Source organism: Pseudomonas sp. KBS0707 (assembly GCF_005937945.2).
Classification (GTDB): domain Bacteria; phylum Pseudomonadota; class Gammaproteobacteria; order Pseudomonadales; family Pseudomonadaceae; genus Aquipseudomonas; species Aquipseudomonas amygdali.
Genome location: NZ_CP041754.1, coordinates 5,714,531 through 5,729,825, shown reverse-complemented (window position 1 = coordinate 5,729,825; position 15,295 = coordinate 5,714,531). Strand labels below are relative to the sequence as shown.

Below are 15,295 nucleotides of genomic sequence, written 5' to 3'. Positions count from 1 at the left end.
TCGCTATTAACCGGACGTTCCAAGGACACCCAGCATGATCCACAAAGACAGCCATACGCATCACATTTCCCAACAGTTCAACGCTGAACTCGAAGACGTTCGCAGCCATTTGCTCGAAATGGGTGGCCTGGTCGAGAAGCAGGTGAACGATTCTGTCACGGCACTGATCGAGGCCGACTCCGGTCTTGCCCAGCGCGTTCGCGAGGTCGACGACCGGATCAATCAGATGGAGCGCAGCATTGATGAAGAATGCCTGCGCATTCTGGCTCGTCGCCAGCCAGCGGCGTCCGATCTGCGCCTGATCATCAGCATTTCCAAGTCGGTGATCGACCTGGAGCGCATCGGTGATGAAGCCACCAAGATCGCCCGCCGTGCCATCAAACTCTGCGAAGAGGGCGAGGCGCCACGCGGTTACGTCGAGGTCCGTCATATCGGTGATCAGGTGCGCAACATGGTTCGCGATGCCTTGGACTCGTTCGCGCGTTTCGACGCCGAGCTGGCCCTGTCGGTCGCGCAGTACGACAAGACCATCGACCGTGAGTACAAAACCGCCCTGCGCGAGCTGGCGACCTACATGATGGAAGATCCACGCTCGATCTCCCGCGTGCTGGACGTCATCTGGGTGCTGCGCTCTCTGGAGCGCATCGGCGACCATGCTCGCAACATTTCCGAGCTGGTGATTTATCTGGTGCGTGGCACCGACGTGCGGCACATGGGGCTCAAGCGCATGAAGGAAGAAGTGCAGGGTATCTCGAGCGAAACCGCTAATGTTCCGGGCGACGCTGACGATAAGTAAGATTGCCTGCGAGAAAAACGCCCAGCATGCGCTGGGCGTTTTTCGTTGTGCAGACGAGTATTCCCGTCGCCTGCGGATTAAATGTCGCGGCGCAGTCAATCAATATGGCAGTTGGCCACCGGTCAACGCTATGCTTGCCGAAACAAAGGGCGTGTTGGCATACCGCAGTTCGCCTCCAGGTGAACACGCCCGCAGGAGCGTCGATGAGTAAGGTCAGTGTATTGGTGGTGGATGACGCGACTTTCATTCGCGACTTGGTCAAGAAAGGGCTGCGCAATTATTTTCCCGGGATTCATACCGAGGACGCAGTCAATGGTCGCAAGGCTCAGGCTTTGCTGGGCAAAGAGTCGTTCGATCTGATTCTGTGCGACTGGGAAATGCCCGAGATGTCCGGCCTGGAGCTGTTGACATGGTGTCGTGAGCAAGACAATTACCTGAGAACCGTGCCGTTCATCATGGTGACCAGCCGTGGCGACAAGGAAAACGTCGTGCAGGCTATTCAGGCCGGCGTGACCGATTTTGTCGGCAAACCGTTCACCAACGAGCAGTTGCTGACCAAGGTCAAGAAGGCGCTGGCAAAGGTCGGCAAGCTTGATGCGGTCATGTCCACAGCCCCGGCACGCATGAACTCGCCGCTCAATGACTCGCTCAGTGCATTGACCGGCGGCAAGGCCGAAGTGGTTCGCGCCACGCCAGCTGCCGCGCCTGCCGGCATCGCCAAAGCGCCGCCTGTAGCAGCCAAATCGCCGGAGCCTGCCGGTCGTGGACAGGGTCAGTTGCGCCTGCCCAACGGCATTCAGTCGTGCGTGATCAAGGCTTTGACGCTGAAAGACGCCACACTGGTGATACGCGTCAGCGAAAACCTGCCGCAGGTGCTCGACAGCGCGGTACTGGACCTTGAGCAAGGCGAGAGCAACGAGGTCGCACGCCTGAATGGCTATCTGCACTCCGTTGCCGCGTTCGAGCAGAAGCCTGACAGTGAATGGCTGCAAGTGACTTTCCGCTTTGTCGATCAGGATGCGCAGAAGCTCGACTACCTGTCGCGCCTGATCGCACGTGGCACGGCTCAGAAGCACTTTATCCCCGGAGCCTGATACACGCCTCCTGCTGACTGGCATGCCGACGTTCGCGTTGGCATGCCCCAAATACCTACTGCACAGCTACCCAATAACTTCACCCCGCTGCAATCACCCCCTCGCTGATCATGCTGTGTCCGTGGCTTGTCTGGCGCGTTATTCATGTCCGATTGATACCGACGAGTCCTCTTCTGTCTGCAAGGCTGCTAGGCTTGGCACCCAGTGCCCTTGAACCCGAACGCCTCTGATGCTTGCACGCTTGCTTATCCTGTTTGCCCTGATGTTGACTGTGCAGTCGGCCGGGGCAGTCACGATCTATAAATTCACCGATGCCGATGGCGTGGTGTCGTTCTCGGATCGGCCAACACCTGGCGCATCGGTCATGGTGTTTCGGGACCGGATGGTCGAGCGTATCGACGGCCAGGTGCATTTGAGTGTCAGACGTGAAAAGGGCGTGCACAGCCTGTACGTGCGCAACGATCTGTACGCCCCGGTCGAGGTCGAACTCAAGCTTTCCAGCGTAACCAACGTGCTGGGCGTCTCTGGCTCGTCAGCAACGCTGCGCCGCACGATCCCTGCGCGCAGTAATGAACGTGTGGTGGTGCTGAGCCCCAAAGTGGGGAGCAAGCCGATGAACTACGCCTCGGTGCTGACTTCAACCCTGGGCGATCCCAAAGGTTCGGTGCAGGCCTATAAATACCCATTGCCGTGGATTGGCGGACCGTTTCGCCTGACTCAGGGGCCGAATGGCAAATACAGTCATTACGGTGCCAAGGGCCGCTATGCGATGGACATTGCCATGCCCGAAGGCACGCCGATCATCGCCGCACGCGGCGGGACGGTGATAAAGATCGAAAACAGCCAGTCAGGGAGGGGTTCGAATGCGTCAGGCAACTTCGTACGGATTCTGCACGAAGACGGCACGATGGGCGTCTATCTGCATCTGATGCGCGGTTCGGTGAGTGTCAGGGAAGGTCAGCGGGTCAGCGTCGGAACCGCGCTGGCGCGGTCGGGTAATACCGGAAACAGCACCGGCCCGCATCTGCACTTTGTCGTGCAACGCAATTCGGGCCATGAACTGGTATCGATCCCTTACGAATTCGCCAGACCAGTGCAGAGCCTGCCCAACTTCGCCGTCGGCGGGAATTGACTGCTGGAGCGACCGTGCATTTCTTGACTATCGTGCCGACGCTCCGCGTCGGTATGCCGTTCAGGGCGCTCCGCGTCCGCTTTGAGTATGCGGCGCGGCGCAGATCTGTGACGCGGAGCGTCACCCAAGGCATTCCCACGCTGGAGCGTGAGGAACGATAGGCGTTCGGGAGAGCACCTATCGTGCCCATGCTCCGCGTGGGTATGCAGTTCTGGGCGCTCTGCGTCCGCTTTGAGTATGCGGCGCGGCGCAGATCTGTGACGCGGAGCGTCACCCAAGGCATTCCCACGCTGGAGCGTGAGGAACGATAGGTATTCGGGAGAGCACCTATCGTGCCCATGCTCCGCGTGGGTATGCAGTTCTGGACGCTCTGCGTCCGCTTTGAGTATGCGGCGCGGCGCAGACCTGTGACGCGGAGCGTCACCCAAGGCATTCCCACGCTGGAGCGTGAGGAACGATAGGCGTTCGGGAGAGCACCTATCTTGCCCATGCTCTGCGTGGGTATGCAGTTCTGGACGCTCTGCGTCCGCTTTTGAGTATGCGGCGTGGCGCAGATTTGTGACGCGGAGCGTTACCCAAGGCATTCCCACGCTGGAGCGTGAGGAACGATAGGCGTCCGGGAGAGCACCTATCGTGCCCATGCTCCGCGTGGGTATGCAGTTCTGGACGCTCTGCGTCCGCTTTTGAGTATGCGGCGTGGCGCAGATCTGTGACGCGGAGCGTCACCCACGGCATTCCCACGCTGGAGCGTGAGGAACGATAGGCGTCCGGTAGAACACCTTGCGTCCGCTCTTGAGCGGGTAGACCTGATCGGGTCAGTCCAGCTTCAGCACCTTGGCGAGTACGATTTTCGGGCCTTTCATCTTCTTGATGATGATGCGCAGGCCTTCGACTTCCATTTGCTCTTCTTCTTCCGGCACGCGCTTGAGTGTGTCGTAGATCAGACCGGCCAGTGTCTCGGCTTCGATGTGGTCCAGATCGATGCCCAGCAGACGCTCGATCTTGAACAACGGTGTATCGCCCCGTACCAGCAGTTTGCCCGGCTGATACGCGAGAATGCCGCGCTCCACCTTGCGATGTTCGTCCTGGATGTCGCCCACCAGCACTTCAAGCACGTCCTCCATGGTCAGGTAGCCGACGATCTTGCCGTCGGCTTCCTCGACTACGGCAAAGTGCGCGCCGCCCTTGCGGAACTGCTCCAGCAGCTGCGAAAGCGGCATATGTCGCGAAACACGCTCCAGCGGGCGGGTCAGTTCAGCCAGGTTGAACGACTCCGGGATGTGGTCCAGCGCTGCCAGTTCCAGCAGCAGGTCCTTGATGTGCAGCAGGCCGACAAACTCGCCACGTTCAGCGTCATACAGCGGATAACGGCTGAATTTGTGGCGGCGGAACAAGGCGAGGATTTCCTTGAGCGGCGCGTTGAAGTCCAGCGACACCATGTCTTCGCGGGAGTTGGCCCAGTCGACCACTTCCAGCTCGCCCATTTCGACAGCAGACGCCAGCACGCGCATGCCCTGATCGCTGGGGTCCTGGCCACGGCTGGAGTGCAGAATCAGCTTCAGCTCATCGCGGCTGTAGCTGTGTTCGTGATGCGGACCGGGTTCACCCTGGCCTGCAATGCGCAAAATGGCGTTGGCGCTGGCGTTGAGCAGGTAGATCGCCGGGTACATCAACCAATAGAAGAAGTACAACGGAGCCGCTGTCCACAGCGACAGCAGTTCCGGTTTGCGGATCGCCCAGGATTTGGGGGCCAGCTCGCCGATGACAATGTGCAGGTAGGAAATGATGAAGAACGCAGTGAAAAACGAAACGCCCTTGATCAGCTCCGGAGTATCGACGCCCAGCGCTGCGAGCAACGGCTCCAGCAGATGCGCGAACGCCGGTTCACCGACCCAGCCCAGGCCCAGGGAGGCGAGGGTGATACCCAGCTGGCAGGCTGAAAGGTAGGCATCCAGCTGGCCGTGTACCTTGCGCAGAATGTGCCCGCGCCAGCCGTTCTTGTCGGCAATGGCTTCAACCTTGGTCGAGCGCAGTTTGACCATGGCGAATTCAGCCGCAACGAAAAAGCCGTTGAGCAGGACCAGGAACAAAGCAAAAAGAATCATGCCGAAATCGGCGAAGAGTGAAGACAGGTTGAAACTAGGGGAAGGGTCCATGATGGGGTTTTGCAGGGTCCGTATTAACAGAAGAGGGTAATGTCACGCCAGAGAAGACGCTATGAGCCCGGCAATGTAGCGGCTCAAGGCGCGATTGCCTAGTAGTCTGAATCGTCGTGTACGGGTTTGGACAGTTGGCCGCTGGCAAAGTGACAGGTAAAAACACTGCCCTTGCCGGGAACACTGTTGATTTCAAGGTTGCCGCGATGGCGCAGCAGCACATGTTTGACGATGGCCAGACCGAGCCCTGTACCGCCGGTATTCGACGCGCGGCTGGTATCGACCCGGTAGAAACGTTCAGTCAGGCGCGGCAGGTGTTTGGTCTCGATGCCGATCCCCGAATCCTGCACGCTCAGGTGCGCGCCCCGCTCGTCGGCCCACCAGCGGATACGGATGACGCCTTCTGCCGGGGTGTACTTGACGGCATTGAAGATCAGGTTGGAAAACGCGCTGCGCAGCTCGCTTTCGCTGCCCTTGAGGCGCATATCGCTTTCCAGGCTCAGGTGGATCTGCTGGTTCTTGCTGCCCGACAACGCATTGGCATCGGCGGTGATGGTTTTGAGCAAGGTACTGACCATTACCGGATGATTGTCCGATGGGTAATCGGTAGCCTCAAGCTTGGCCAGCAGCAGCAAGTCGTTGAGCAGCGTCTGCATGCGCCCGCCTTGCTGATGCATCTGTTGCAGCGCCCGCACCCAGCGCGGATTGACCTCGTCCACGTTATCGAGCAGGGTTTCCAGATAACCGAATATCACCGTCAGTGGCGTGCGCAACTCATGAGACACGTTGGCGACGAAGTCTTTGCGCATCTGCTCCAGCTGATGGATGCGCGTCACATCGCGCACCAGCATCAGGTGCTCATTGTTGCCGTAACGGGTAATCAACAACTGAATGCGCAAGCGATCATTGGTCGGTGAGGGAATCTCCAGCGGCTCGCTGTAGTCGCCCAGCGCAAAGTACTCTTTGAAGCGCGGATGCCGGACCAGGTTGGTCACGGGCTGACCACTGTCCTGCGGCGTCTTTAAACCCAGCAGGGTTTCAGCGGCACGGTTCCACCACTCCAGGTTGCCGTCGCTGTCGAGCATGATCACTGCATCACGCAGCGCGGCGGTGGACTCCTGCACGCGGTCAATAACGGCCTGAAGGCGGCCGCGGACACGCTGATCACGGCGTTGCAGGTGGTAGATGCTGTCGAAGACTTCGCCCCACAGACCATAACCGTCCGGAGGAGGCTCATCAGCCTTGTGACTGCTCAGCCAGTCATGCAGGCGCAGCAGTTGTTTGAGGGTCCAGGCCAGATACAGGCCCAGTCCGGTGGCCAGGCTCCAGCCATACTGTCCACTGATCAGGCCGACCAACAGGCAGGCGGTGACCAGCAACAACATGTGGCGTATCAAGGTGCCGTGCCAATTTTGATTCAATTAAGGGTAAATCCTTGTCTGGTCACTGCCCTGCGTCGACGCAACGCCTGTCAGCTCTTTGTCGAGAAGCGATAGCCAGTGCCGCGCACGGTTTGTACCAGATTTTCATACGCATCGCCCAAGGCCTTGCGCAGGCGGCGGATGTGCACATCAACCGTACGCTCTTCGACGTAGACGTTGCCGCCCCAGACCTGATCCAGCAACTGGCCACGGGTGTAGGCGCGCTCCTGGTGGGTCATGAAAAATTGCAGCAGACGGTATTCGGTGGGGCCCATTTCAGCCGGTTTGCCGTCGATGGTGACGCGGTGGCTGATCGGGTCGAGCAGCAGACCGCCGACTTCGATAGGTGCTTCGCCATCAGTCGGGCCGGCACGACGCAGCACGGCCTTGAGACGTGCCACCAGCTCGCGGGGCGAGAAGGGCTTGGTGATGTAATCGTCGGCGCCCACTTCCAGGCCCTGGATCTTGTTGTCCTCTTCACCCTTTGCAGTGAGCATGATGATCGGGATGTCCCCGGTCAGTTCATCACGTTTAAGGCGACGGGCCAGTTCGATGCCGGATGTGCCAGGCAGCATCCAGTCGAGCAGAATCAGGTCAGGTTTGCGGTCGACGATAATCGCATGGGCCTGCTGAGAGTTTTCGGCTTCAATACAGTCGTATCCAGCCATTTCCAACGCAACGGCGATCATTTCACGAATAGGCGCTTCGTCGTCAACGATCAGGATGCTCCTGCCAGCCATGCTCGAACCTCTTGTCATTTAACTGTCTTGGGGCGCATTAGATAACGGAATTATTGCAGTCGTGTGACAGGTGTGGTTGAGGCTAGCACGCCGACAGGTTTCGGGAGGTCGGCGGGCCTCGCGATCCTGCGTTTATTTCAGTCGGAAAGAGGCTGGCGGTGGCTGTTTTCAGCGCACCGCATAGTCGGCGACGATACCCAAAAATATCGCCAGCCCGGCCCAGTGGTTGTGCAAAAAAGCCTTGAAGCAGGCGTCCCGCTCGCGCTGACGGGTGCTCCAGAATTCCCAGGCAAAGCATCCTGCTGCTGCCAGCAGGCCTATGTAGAAGCACGCACCCAATTCAAAACGCGCGCCGGCCAGCATCAGGCAACCCAGCGCCAGACCTTGCAGGGTAAGGATGATCACCCGGTCGGCATCGCCGAACAGTACGGCAGTGGATTTCACGCCGATTTTCAGGTCATCGTCACGATCGACCATTGCGTAATAGGTGTCGTAGCCCACGGTCCATAGCAGGTTGGCGATGTACAGCAGCCAGGCCGCAGCTGGCAGGTCGCCGGTTTCTGCGGTAAATGCCATCGGCATGCCCCACGAAAACGCAGCACCCAGCACCACTTGCGGGTAATAGGTGTAACGCTTCATGAATGGATAGCAGGCAGCCAGCGCCAGACCGCCGAACGACAGCCAGATGGTTGTCGCATTGGTAAACAGCACCAGCACAAAGCTCAGGCCGACCAGCACCGCAAACAGCGCCAGCGCTTCCCGTGAGCTGACTTTGCCACTGATCAGAGGACGCTGCTCGGTGCGTTTGACGTGGCCATCCACCTTGCGGTCGGCGAAGTCATTGATCACGCAGCCTGCCGCGCGCATCAGAAATACGCCCACCACGAAGATGAACACTGTCTTCAGCGACGGCGAGCCCTTGCCCGCAATCCAGACCGCCCACAGGGTTGGCCACAGCAGCAGGTAAATGCCTATGGGCTTGTCGATACGTGTCAGCTGAATAAAGTCCCAGGCGCGGGGGCTAAGACGATTGAGGGATTTGAGAAGGGACAGGTACATCAGACAGGGTCCTTGTCATGGATCGTATTGCACAGAGCGGGCAGGAACACTTCGGCGACCAGCACGCTCAACGCACCACGACTGAATCGCGAGCGGCGTGCCCATAGTCCGCGAGCTGCAACAGCGTCAGGCAGCCAGGCTTCAGGGTAATGACACACTTCAAGGGTGCCGCGCGCGAACGCAGGGTCGCTGAACAGCAACTCACCCAGCGAGCGAGTGCCCAGCTCATCCATATTCAGGCCACCGTCCTGCAAAGCGCTGCGGGCGGCTACACTGCGAGCGAATACCCAGTTGCTGTCATTACCGCACAAGTACACCTCGCGCACCCAGCCTTCGCTGGCAAGTGGCAGGCCCAGCGCCAGACACTCATCACGGCGCAAAGCCTGCCAGCCTTCGAATTGCGGAAATACGCTGAAGCCACCGTCAGACAAACGGTCCAGCCGGCGTGTGAGGGAGTCCTGATTGAACAACCAGTCGAGCATTATTGGTTCGGGCACATCGATCAATTGCTCGCGCTTGAGCCAGATCGGGCTAATGAATGCGGGGGATTGCTGGGTCACGGTAAGCCAGTTCCGGCAGCCAACGAGGCCGCGAGCTTAGCATGATTGCAGGCCTCGACCGACCGCCGGTAGTACGTCAGGTTATAGAATCAGACTTGCATCCGGGCCTGCCGATCAGTACAACGCCCGTTCAGACGGCAATCGACCGTCACACGCTATTCAGCCTGATAAACGAGAGAACCGAACATGAAGAAGTGGCAATGCATCGTCTGTGGCCTGATCTATAACGAAGCCGACGGCTGGCCGGATGACGGGATTGCGCCTGGTACGCTCTGGCAGGATGTGCCGGAAGACTGGCTGTGCCCGGATTGCGGTGTGGGCAAAATGGACTTTGAGATGATCGAAATCGGCTGATAGCAGACAGCAGAAAAATAATGAATAGGGAAGAACAATGAGCGCACCTGTGGTCATCATCGGCACCGGCCTTGCGGGTTACAACCTCGCCCGAGAGTTTCGCAAACTGGACGCAGACACGCCGCTGCTATTGATCACGGCCGATGATGGCCGGTCCTATTCCAAACCGATGCTTTCCACCGGCTTTGGCAAAAACAAGGAAGCCGACGGGTTGAGCATGGCCGAGCCTGGCGCGATGGCTGATCAGCTCAAGGCTGAAGTCCGCACGCATACGCGGATCAGCGGGATCGACCCGGGCCACAAGCGTCTGTGGATCGGTGAAGAAGCGGTTCACTACCGCGATCTGGTGCTGGCCTGGGGGGCTGAAACCATCCGCGTACCGGTGGAAGGTGATGCAGGCGATGCGATTTTCCCGATCAACGACCTTCAGGACTACGCCCGTTTTCGAGCGGCTGCGGCGGGAAAGCGTCGGGTTCTGATTCTGGGGGCCGGGCTTATTGGCTGCGAGTTTGCCAACGATCTGATTCTGGGCGGTTATGAAGTGGATCTGGTCGCGCCGTGCGAGCAGGTCATGCCAACCCTGTTACCACCTGCCGCTGCGGCTGCGGTAAAGACCGGCCTTGAAAGCTTGGGTGCACGTTTCCACCTGGGCCCGGTGCTGACCCGCCTGAATCGCAGTGGTGACGGCCTGCAAGCACATTTGTCGGACGGGCAGGTGATGGACTGCGACTTGGTGGTTTCGGCCATTGGTCTGCGCCCACGCATCGATCTGGCCGCTGCCGCGGGCTTGCAGACGGGGCGCGGTATTCTGGTGGATCGCCAGTTGCAGACCTCCCACGCCAACATCCATGCGTTGGGTGACTGCGCTGAAGTCGATGGCCTCAACCTGCTCTATGTCATGCCGTTGATGAGCTGCGCTCGGGCGTTGGCCCAGACGCTGGCCGGAACGCCAACGGCCGTAAAATATGGCCCCATGCCGATCACCGTAAAGACGCCAGCCTGCCCGCTGGTGGTTTCGCCGTCACCGCGTGGCACCGACGGCCGCTGGAGTGTCGAAGGGCAGGGGGCTGATATCAAGGCGCTGTGTCATGACGCAGATGGCAACCTGCTGGGCTATGCGCTGACCGGCGCGGCAGTTGTGGAAAAACTCGCACTGAACAAGGTTTTGCCTGCGTTATTGGCATAATTTCGCGTCATTTTGTCGGATAGACCACGTATTTTTGCCAATAAACCCCGCCTGCGCACTGGCGCGGGCTGGTTCGGCATGCCATCCTCGGTCTTGTCTGCCGCTACGTAGAGCCGTCGCGGCGCCTTGTTGCCGTTTTTTACAAAGCGGCGCGGGACATAAAAACAAAAAACCGTAAAAGAGGCTTCATATGCGTAAACCAGAAGTTGCAGCCGCCATTGCTGAAAAGGCGGATCTCACCAAAGAACAATCCAATCGTGTTCTCAATGCCATCCTTGAAGAGATTACTGGCGCACTGCACCGCAAGGACAGTGTCACGCTGGTAGGCTTCGGTACTTTTCTGCAACGCCATCGCGGTGCCCGGACTGGCAAGAACCCACAGACCGGGGAGCCGGTTAAAATCAAGGCAAGCAACACAGTGGCCTTCAAACCGGGGAAAGCCCTGAAAGACAGCGTCAACCCTTGACACCCTGTTGTGCGCCTCGGCGGGAGGCGGGCAACTCACAGGCGGGCACACCACTCAGACTGGTTGCCCGCTTTTTGTTTGTATCGTTTGTGCCGCCGATCACTCGTCGAAGCTCTTCGTGAGAATTGTCCTACTCAATTTCGTATGAATGCCTTCTCAAACCCCGGCTTTGCCTGACTTTTTCTTATTGCTGATTCCCTTAGAGTCCCGCCCTTGCTGCACCCCTTCAATTACTCTTGGGAAATCTCGAATGAAAAAGCTATGGAAGTTTGCTGCGGTTGCAACTCTGATCGCCGCTACCAGCGGCTGCGTGAGCTACAACGTCAGCCAGCCAAGCGCAACGCTGGAAGGCACGGTCAAAACCGACCTCAAGGCGGACGTCAAGGCGGACGTCAAGGTAGGCGGTACCATCAGCGGCGAGTCGTCCACCAATGTGTTGTTCAATTTCCTGAGTTTCGGCGGCGATAACGAGTTCGTCGATGGGGTGACCTACGGTGGTGCAAGTGGCGGTGGCGGCCTGGGTCTGGCGCTGCCTGATCCTGTCTCGACGACCAAAGCGGCAGCCGCCTTCAAGGCGGTTAAATCCTCCGGTGCCGATCTGATCGTCGCGCCGCGTTATGAAGTCAGCATCAAGGACTACTTCATCTTCAAGAAGGTTGATGTAAAGGTCACCGGCAGCAAAGGCAACATCAACAGCATTCGTTAATGCTGTCGTGATGCTGCTTCCCGCGCGAAGCAGCATCCTTGCGTTCAACAAGTGTTTTGTACCGATCTCCCTCGAAATTCATCTTGTCCTACAGGTTTTGGGCCAATAAACCGCTACACTGCCACGCCGATCCTGATCACCGGATCCAGTGCGTACAGAGGCCGAGCATGAAGTTTCGTTTTCTATTGTGGATGCTGGGCCTGCTAATGGCCCGCGCCAGTCGTAACAACCCCGCGTTCCAGCAGCAGTTGGCTGGCAAGGACCTGACATTTCAGTTACAGACCGCAGATGGCAAAATCGCGCGTCACTTCGTGGTGCACGATCAGCGCATTCGCAGTGCCAGCGGTGTGGTTGCAGAGCCAGCCTTTGCCATCTCGTTTCGCGATGCAGCCTTTGGCTTTGACACCCTCCAGGCGAAGAACAAGCAGCTGGCGTTCATGAAGGGCATTCAGGACAAGGATATTCAGATCAAGGGCAACCCGGCCCTGGTGATCTGGTTCCAGGGCCTGGTCAAATACCTCAAGCCGAAAAAGAAAGCTGCCTGATCACGGCAGTTGCAGCCCGCCTGCCGCCTTGTGCAGCGCCCGAAGGTGCTCGGATACCTGTTTGAGGTTGGCTTCGTTGGCTGCAATTTCCTTGGCGCGTTCGGGCTCCAGCAGGGCGCGCACTTCCTTGTCGAGATCGCCGGTCAGGCGCTTGAGTTGTTTCTGGCGTTGACTGCTTTCTGCTTCAAGCCGCTGCCATTCCCCCGCCTGTGGCAAACCGTACCCGCCGCTGCCGAGCAGCTCGGCTGGCCGGCTGAGAAAGCCACTGCTGGCGAGGATCTCCTGTAGCGTTTTGGTGGCATTGGAGACCTTGCCATCTTTCACTTCGCGTGCACCGAGATAGCTCTGCTTCACTTCGTCCTGGGCCAATAGCAGTTGCCTGCGCAGGCTGGCCTGCTCCAGCAGCAGAATCGCAGCACTGGTACGCAGATCGGCCTTAGCGAACCACTGGCTGCGCTCACTGGCTGGCAGGGCCATCCATTCTTCCACGGTGTTCTGCTTGATCGGCAGGTGCTTCTTCAAAACCTCGAACATGGCTTGATAGCGGTCACGGTAGGAATCGAACCGGTAGCCCAGACGCAATGCTTCTCTGGGGTCGTCCAGCACACTGGTATCGGCCAGCCCTCGGCCTTTGAGGACTTCAAGCAGGCCGTTGGGCAAAATGCTGTCCAGGCCGACGAGCTTGGGATTGTGCGTACCGGCGCGCAGCAACTTGAGGTTTTCAACGGCGCAGTTGTTCGAGAGGAAGTAGTAATTGCCGTCGTAGCTCCAGTGCATCTCGGCAGCGTGCTGAACCAGCCCTTCGATTTCCGGGCGCGACAGCTTGATTGGCAAGGAGGCCAGGCTGCGCAGTTCGGTCTTGGTGTATTCATCGATGACCTGCGCCAGCGGCAAGACGAACAGCCGTGATGGGTAGGCACCCATCAGGCCGTCCCAGCTCGATAGCTGTACATCGCCGACGAATGCCCGATAAGACAGGACCAGATGCTGGTCGAGGTCCAGGCGGCAGTCCGGCCCGCGAGGACGACCGGGTTTGCAGATCACCAGGCGCAACATGCTGTGGCCCCAGCGGCTTGCCCAGTTCTGATTCGCCTCGGCGAGCAGATAATCCACCGCGTAGACCCGCTCGGGGTCCAGCTTGCCCAGCGGCTCACGGCCGAAGTCGCTGCCGGCATTCAGATAAGGGTAGTGCGTGGGGCATTCATCCCGTGCTGCGGGTGCCCAGCCAAAGCGCTCTTTGTAATACGCATACAGTGCCGGGCGACGACAGGCGTAGGCCGGGTCGAGGAGGAAATACTCCATGTTCACGGCCACGAATTCCAGCGGGCTGGTGGTTTCGTAGATATCCGGGCTGCGGGCGACCTGGCCGTTATGTTCCTCGCGTTCACCGCGGCGTCCGACGTATTGCTGCCAGCCCGCCAGGTCCAGCAGGCGAGGGTCGTCACTCATGGTAAAGCGACGCTCGGTCTGGCCGCGGCAGTCGTCAGGCAGACCTACCTTGCCCAGTGAACTGCTACGTGATGTGCAGCGAAAAATCGCCGCTCGCTCGCTGGGCGACCACAGGCGGGCGCGGTCGTAGACGTGGGTCAGCTCATGCAGGACGGTGGCGAGCAACTCCTGGCGCACCGTTCCGTGTGGACGGCCTGTCTGGGCGGTGGCTGCCGAACCGTCGGTCAACGAGGCCAGCAGGTGGCTGTTGAGGTATAGCTGATAAGGGCCCGCTGCCTGACCATAGGCGTTTTGCGGCATGTCGCTGGACCAGCTTACCTCGACGGTTCGGTCCAGTGCGTCGACGAAGCTGGGCGGCAGCGCGTGCATGGCTTCGTCGAGCAGCGTCTGGCTGGCTTGCTGTTGCGGCGCATCGAGGCCGTCCGTGTGCAGTTCCAGCTTCAGGCTGGCAAAGGCATGCGTCCCGACCAGCGACAGCGCGCCAGCAAGCAGCCAGGCGCGAAATCGCCTCACAATGCGAGGATTGCTTCAGCCAGGGTCTGATCGCTTGCGCCGCGTGCTTCTGGTACGCGAGTGCGCAGTGTATCGAAGGCAGCATCCAGCTGGGCACCGTGGATGTCACCGCCGCTGGCAACGTAACTGGCGGCGTCGTCCTTGGCCTGGAGCACGACTTTGGAGTCGCGAATCGATGTGGTGGTGTCCGAGGTGAAATCAATGGTACGGCCAAACGCGCGAACGATGATGTTGCTCGTGGCTACAACGGTCTGAGCCTGGGCAAAATCGGCCAGCAATAGCAGGCCAAGGGAAGCAGCAATCAGCGGGGTACGCATGTGGTGACGTCTCCAGTTACGCAAAGAGGGGGAAGTGGCTATTGGACGAGGATTGCCTGCGCCAGTTCAAGGTCGCTGGCACGAAGTTTTGCATCTGCCTGACGCAGGGCGTGCAGCGCGGCCTCAAGCCGGGCACAGCGTATATCTCCGTCGCTGGCGATGAACGCAGCAGCGTCGTCTCTGGCAGCCATCATGAGTTTGTTATCGAAAGGTGCTGTTGTGACCTGACTGGTTGCATAGCCGGTCTTGACCAGACCCTGCGTGGTCGTATCGAACGCTTGAACCTGACTGATACACATCAGGCTGGCAACGGGTGCGATAAACAGAAGGTGCAGTAAGCGCATGACTTTCACGAACCGGCAAAACAGGTAGCAAGGCTAGCGCAATGCTCTGGCCAGAGCTACCCCGGCACATGGCCGGGGCACAACGGTCAGATGGCCAGAATGGCCTGAGCCAGTTGGCTGTCGGTCGCTTGCAGTTCAGGCAGAACCTGGCGGATGTGTTGCAGCGCACCTTCGAGACGAGCGCTACGGATGTCGCCGGAGCTGGCCACGAAGCTGGCGGCATCGTCTCGGGCGGCCAGAACGATCTTGTCGTCTTTCAGAGAGGAGGAAATGTTGGACGTGGCACGTGTCGATGCATTGACTGCATCGACCACTGCGTCAGTGGTCACAATAAAGCTAGAGGCGTTGGCACCTGCAGCAGCAGTCAACAGGAAGGCAGCGCCGAGGGTACGTAGCAGAGACATGATCGAGTTCCATTGTGGTCAAAAGGGCACAGGCTGCCTGCGAGGCCGAAGGG

At 59.2% G+C, this 15,295-nt stretch carries 17 protein-coding genes; 8 read left to right on the top strand and 9 right to left on the bottom strand.

The window, feature by feature from the left end; translation table 11 throughout:
* Nucleotides 1–34: 34 nt before the first annotated feature.
* The 3 genes from phoU to FFH21_RS27645 all read left to right on the top strand — a co-directional run bounded on the left by phoU (nucleotide 35) and on the right by FFH21_RS27645 (nucleotide 3,022).
* Nucleotides 35–796, top strand: coding sequence for a phosphate signaling complex protein PhoU (gene phoU / locus FFH21_RS27655; protein ID WP_002555887.1), 762 nt, complete (start codon nucleotides 35–37; stop codon nucleotides 794–796).
* A 203-nt stretch (nucleotides 797–999) separates the two neighbouring features.
* Nucleotides 1,000–1,890, top strand: coding sequence for a response regulator (locus FFH21_RS27650; protein WP_002555886.1), 891 nt, complete (start codon nucleotides 1,000–1,002; stop codon nucleotides 1,888–1,890).
* A 229-nt stretch (nucleotides 1,891–2,119) separates the two neighbouring features.
* On the top strand, nucleotides 2,120–3,022 hold the full coding sequence (locus FFH21_RS27645) for a M23 family metallopeptidase (protein ID WP_004659063.1): 903 nt from the start codon (nucleotides 2,120–2,122) through the stop codon (nucleotides 3,020–3,022).
* An 815-nt stretch (nucleotides 3,023–3,837) separates the two neighbouring features.
* Here FFH21_RS27645 and FFH21_RS27625 read toward each other — a convergent pair.
* The 5 genes from FFH21_RS27625 to FFH21_RS27605 all read right to left on the bottom strand — a co-directional run bounded on the left by FFH21_RS27625 (nucleotide 3,838) and on the right by FFH21_RS27605 (nucleotide 8,958).
* Nucleotides 3,838–5,178, bottom strand: coding sequence for a hemolysin family protein (locus FFH21_RS27625; RefSeq protein ID WP_002555884.1), 1,341 nt, complete (start codon nucleotides 5,176–5,178; stop codon nucleotides 3,838–3,840).
* A gap of 98 nt (nucleotides 5,179–5,276) precedes the next feature.
* Complete coding sequence (gene phoR / locus FFH21_RS27620; protein ID WP_005744878.1) at nucleotides 5,277–6,599, bottom strand: phosphate regulon sensor histidine kinase PhoR; 1,323 nt, start codon at nucleotides 6,597–6,599, stop codon at nucleotides 5,277–5,279.
* 50 nt (nucleotides 6,600–6,649) lie between these two features.
* Entirely contained in the window at nucleotides 6,650–7,339 is a 690-nt protein-coding gene (gene phoB, locus FFH21_RS27615; protein WP_002555882.1) for a phosphate regulon transcriptional regulator PhoB, read from the bottom strand.
* A gap of 168 nt (nucleotides 7,340–7,507) precedes the next feature.
* Nucleotides 7,508–8,398: a 4-hydroxybenzoate octaprenyltransferase gene (ubiA, locus tag FFH21_RS27610; RefSeq protein ID WP_004659057.1), complete on the bottom strand. Its 891-nt coding sequence runs from the start codon at nucleotides 8,396–8,398 to the stop codon at nucleotides 7,508–7,510.
* The gene (locus FFH21_RS27605) at nucleotides 8,398–8,958 is read right to left on the bottom strand and encodes a chorismate lyase (protein ID WP_004666596.1); all 561 of its coding nucleotides are present in this window, start codon (nucleotides 8,956–8,958) and stop codon (nucleotides 8,398–8,400) included. Before FFH21_RS27605 ends, ubiA begins: the two co-directional genes overlap by 1 nt.
* Nucleotides 8,959–9,144: 186 nt before the next feature.
* Here FFH21_RS27605 and FFH21_RS27600 point away from each other — a divergent pair, with 186 nt between their 5' ends.
* The 5 genes from FFH21_RS27600 to FFH21_RS27580 all read left to right on the top strand — a co-directional run bounded on the left by FFH21_RS27600 (nucleotide 9,145) and on the right by FFH21_RS27580 (nucleotide 12,215).
* The gene (locus FFH21_RS27600; protein WP_002555879.1) at nucleotides 9,145–9,312 is read left to right on the top strand and encodes a rubredoxin; all 168 of its coding nucleotides are present in this window, start codon (nucleotides 9,145–9,147) and stop codon (nucleotides 9,310–9,312) included.
* A 37-nt stretch (nucleotides 9,313–9,349) separates the two neighbouring features.
* The gene (locus tag FFH21_RS27595; RefSeq protein WP_011169897.1) at nucleotides 9,350–10,498 is read left to right on the top strand and encodes an NAD(P)/FAD-dependent oxidoreductase; all 1,149 of its coding nucleotides are present in this window, start codon (nucleotides 9,350–9,352) and stop codon (nucleotides 10,496–10,498) included.
* 190 nt (nucleotides 10,499–10,688) lie between these two features.
* The gene (locus FFH21_RS27590; protein WP_002555877.1) at nucleotides 10,689–10,964 is read left to right on the top strand and encodes an HU family DNA-binding protein; all 276 of its coding nucleotides are present in this window, start codon (nucleotides 10,689–10,691) and stop codon (nucleotides 10,962–10,964) included.
* A 250-nt stretch (nucleotides 10,965–11,214) separates the two neighbouring features.
* Nucleotides 11,215–11,670, top strand: coding sequence for a hypothetical protein (locus tag FFH21_RS27585; protein ID WP_011169896.1), 456 nt, complete (start codon nucleotides 11,215–11,217; stop codon nucleotides 11,668–11,670).
* 167 nt (nucleotides 11,671–11,837) lie between these two features.
* Nucleotides 11,838–12,215: an SCP2 sterol-binding domain-containing protein gene (locus FFH21_RS27580; protein ID WP_002555875.1), complete on the top strand. Its 378-nt coding sequence runs from the start codon at nucleotides 11,838–11,840 to the stop codon at nucleotides 12,213–12,215.
* Here FFH21_RS27580 and FFH21_RS27575 read toward each other — a convergent pair whose 3' ends face one another.
* The 4 genes from FFH21_RS27575 to FFH21_RS27560 all read right to left on the bottom strand — a co-directional run bounded on the left by FFH21_RS27575 (nucleotide 12,216) and on the right by FFH21_RS27560 (nucleotide 15,242).
* Nucleotides 12,216–14,177, bottom strand: coding sequence for a DUF4105 domain-containing protein (locus FFH21_RS27575; RefSeq protein ID WP_011169895.1), 1,962 nt, complete (start codon nucleotides 14,175–14,177; stop codon nucleotides 12,216–12,218).
* On the bottom strand, nucleotides 14,174–14,494 hold the full coding sequence (locus FFH21_RS27570; protein ID WP_002555873.1) for a DUF2388 domain-containing protein: 321 nt from the start codon (nucleotides 14,492–14,494) through the stop codon (nucleotides 14,174–14,176). The genes FFH21_RS27575 and FFH21_RS27570 overlap by 4 nt, the downstream gene beginning before the upstream one ends.
* A gap of 38 nt (nucleotides 14,495–14,532) precedes the next feature.
* A complete protein-coding gene (locus FFH21_RS27565) occupies nucleotides 14,533–14,838 on the bottom strand; it encodes a DUF2388 domain-containing protein (protein WP_002555872.1) in 306 nt (101 codons plus the stop codon).
* Between the two features lie 86 nt (nucleotides 14,839–14,924).
* Nucleotides 14,925–15,242, bottom strand: a complete 318-nt coding sequence (locus FFH21_RS27560; RefSeq protein WP_002555871.1) for a DUF2388 domain-containing protein — start codon at nucleotides 15,240–15,242, stop codon at nucleotides 14,925–14,927.
* Nucleotides 15,243–15,295 lie beyond the last annotated feature (53 nt).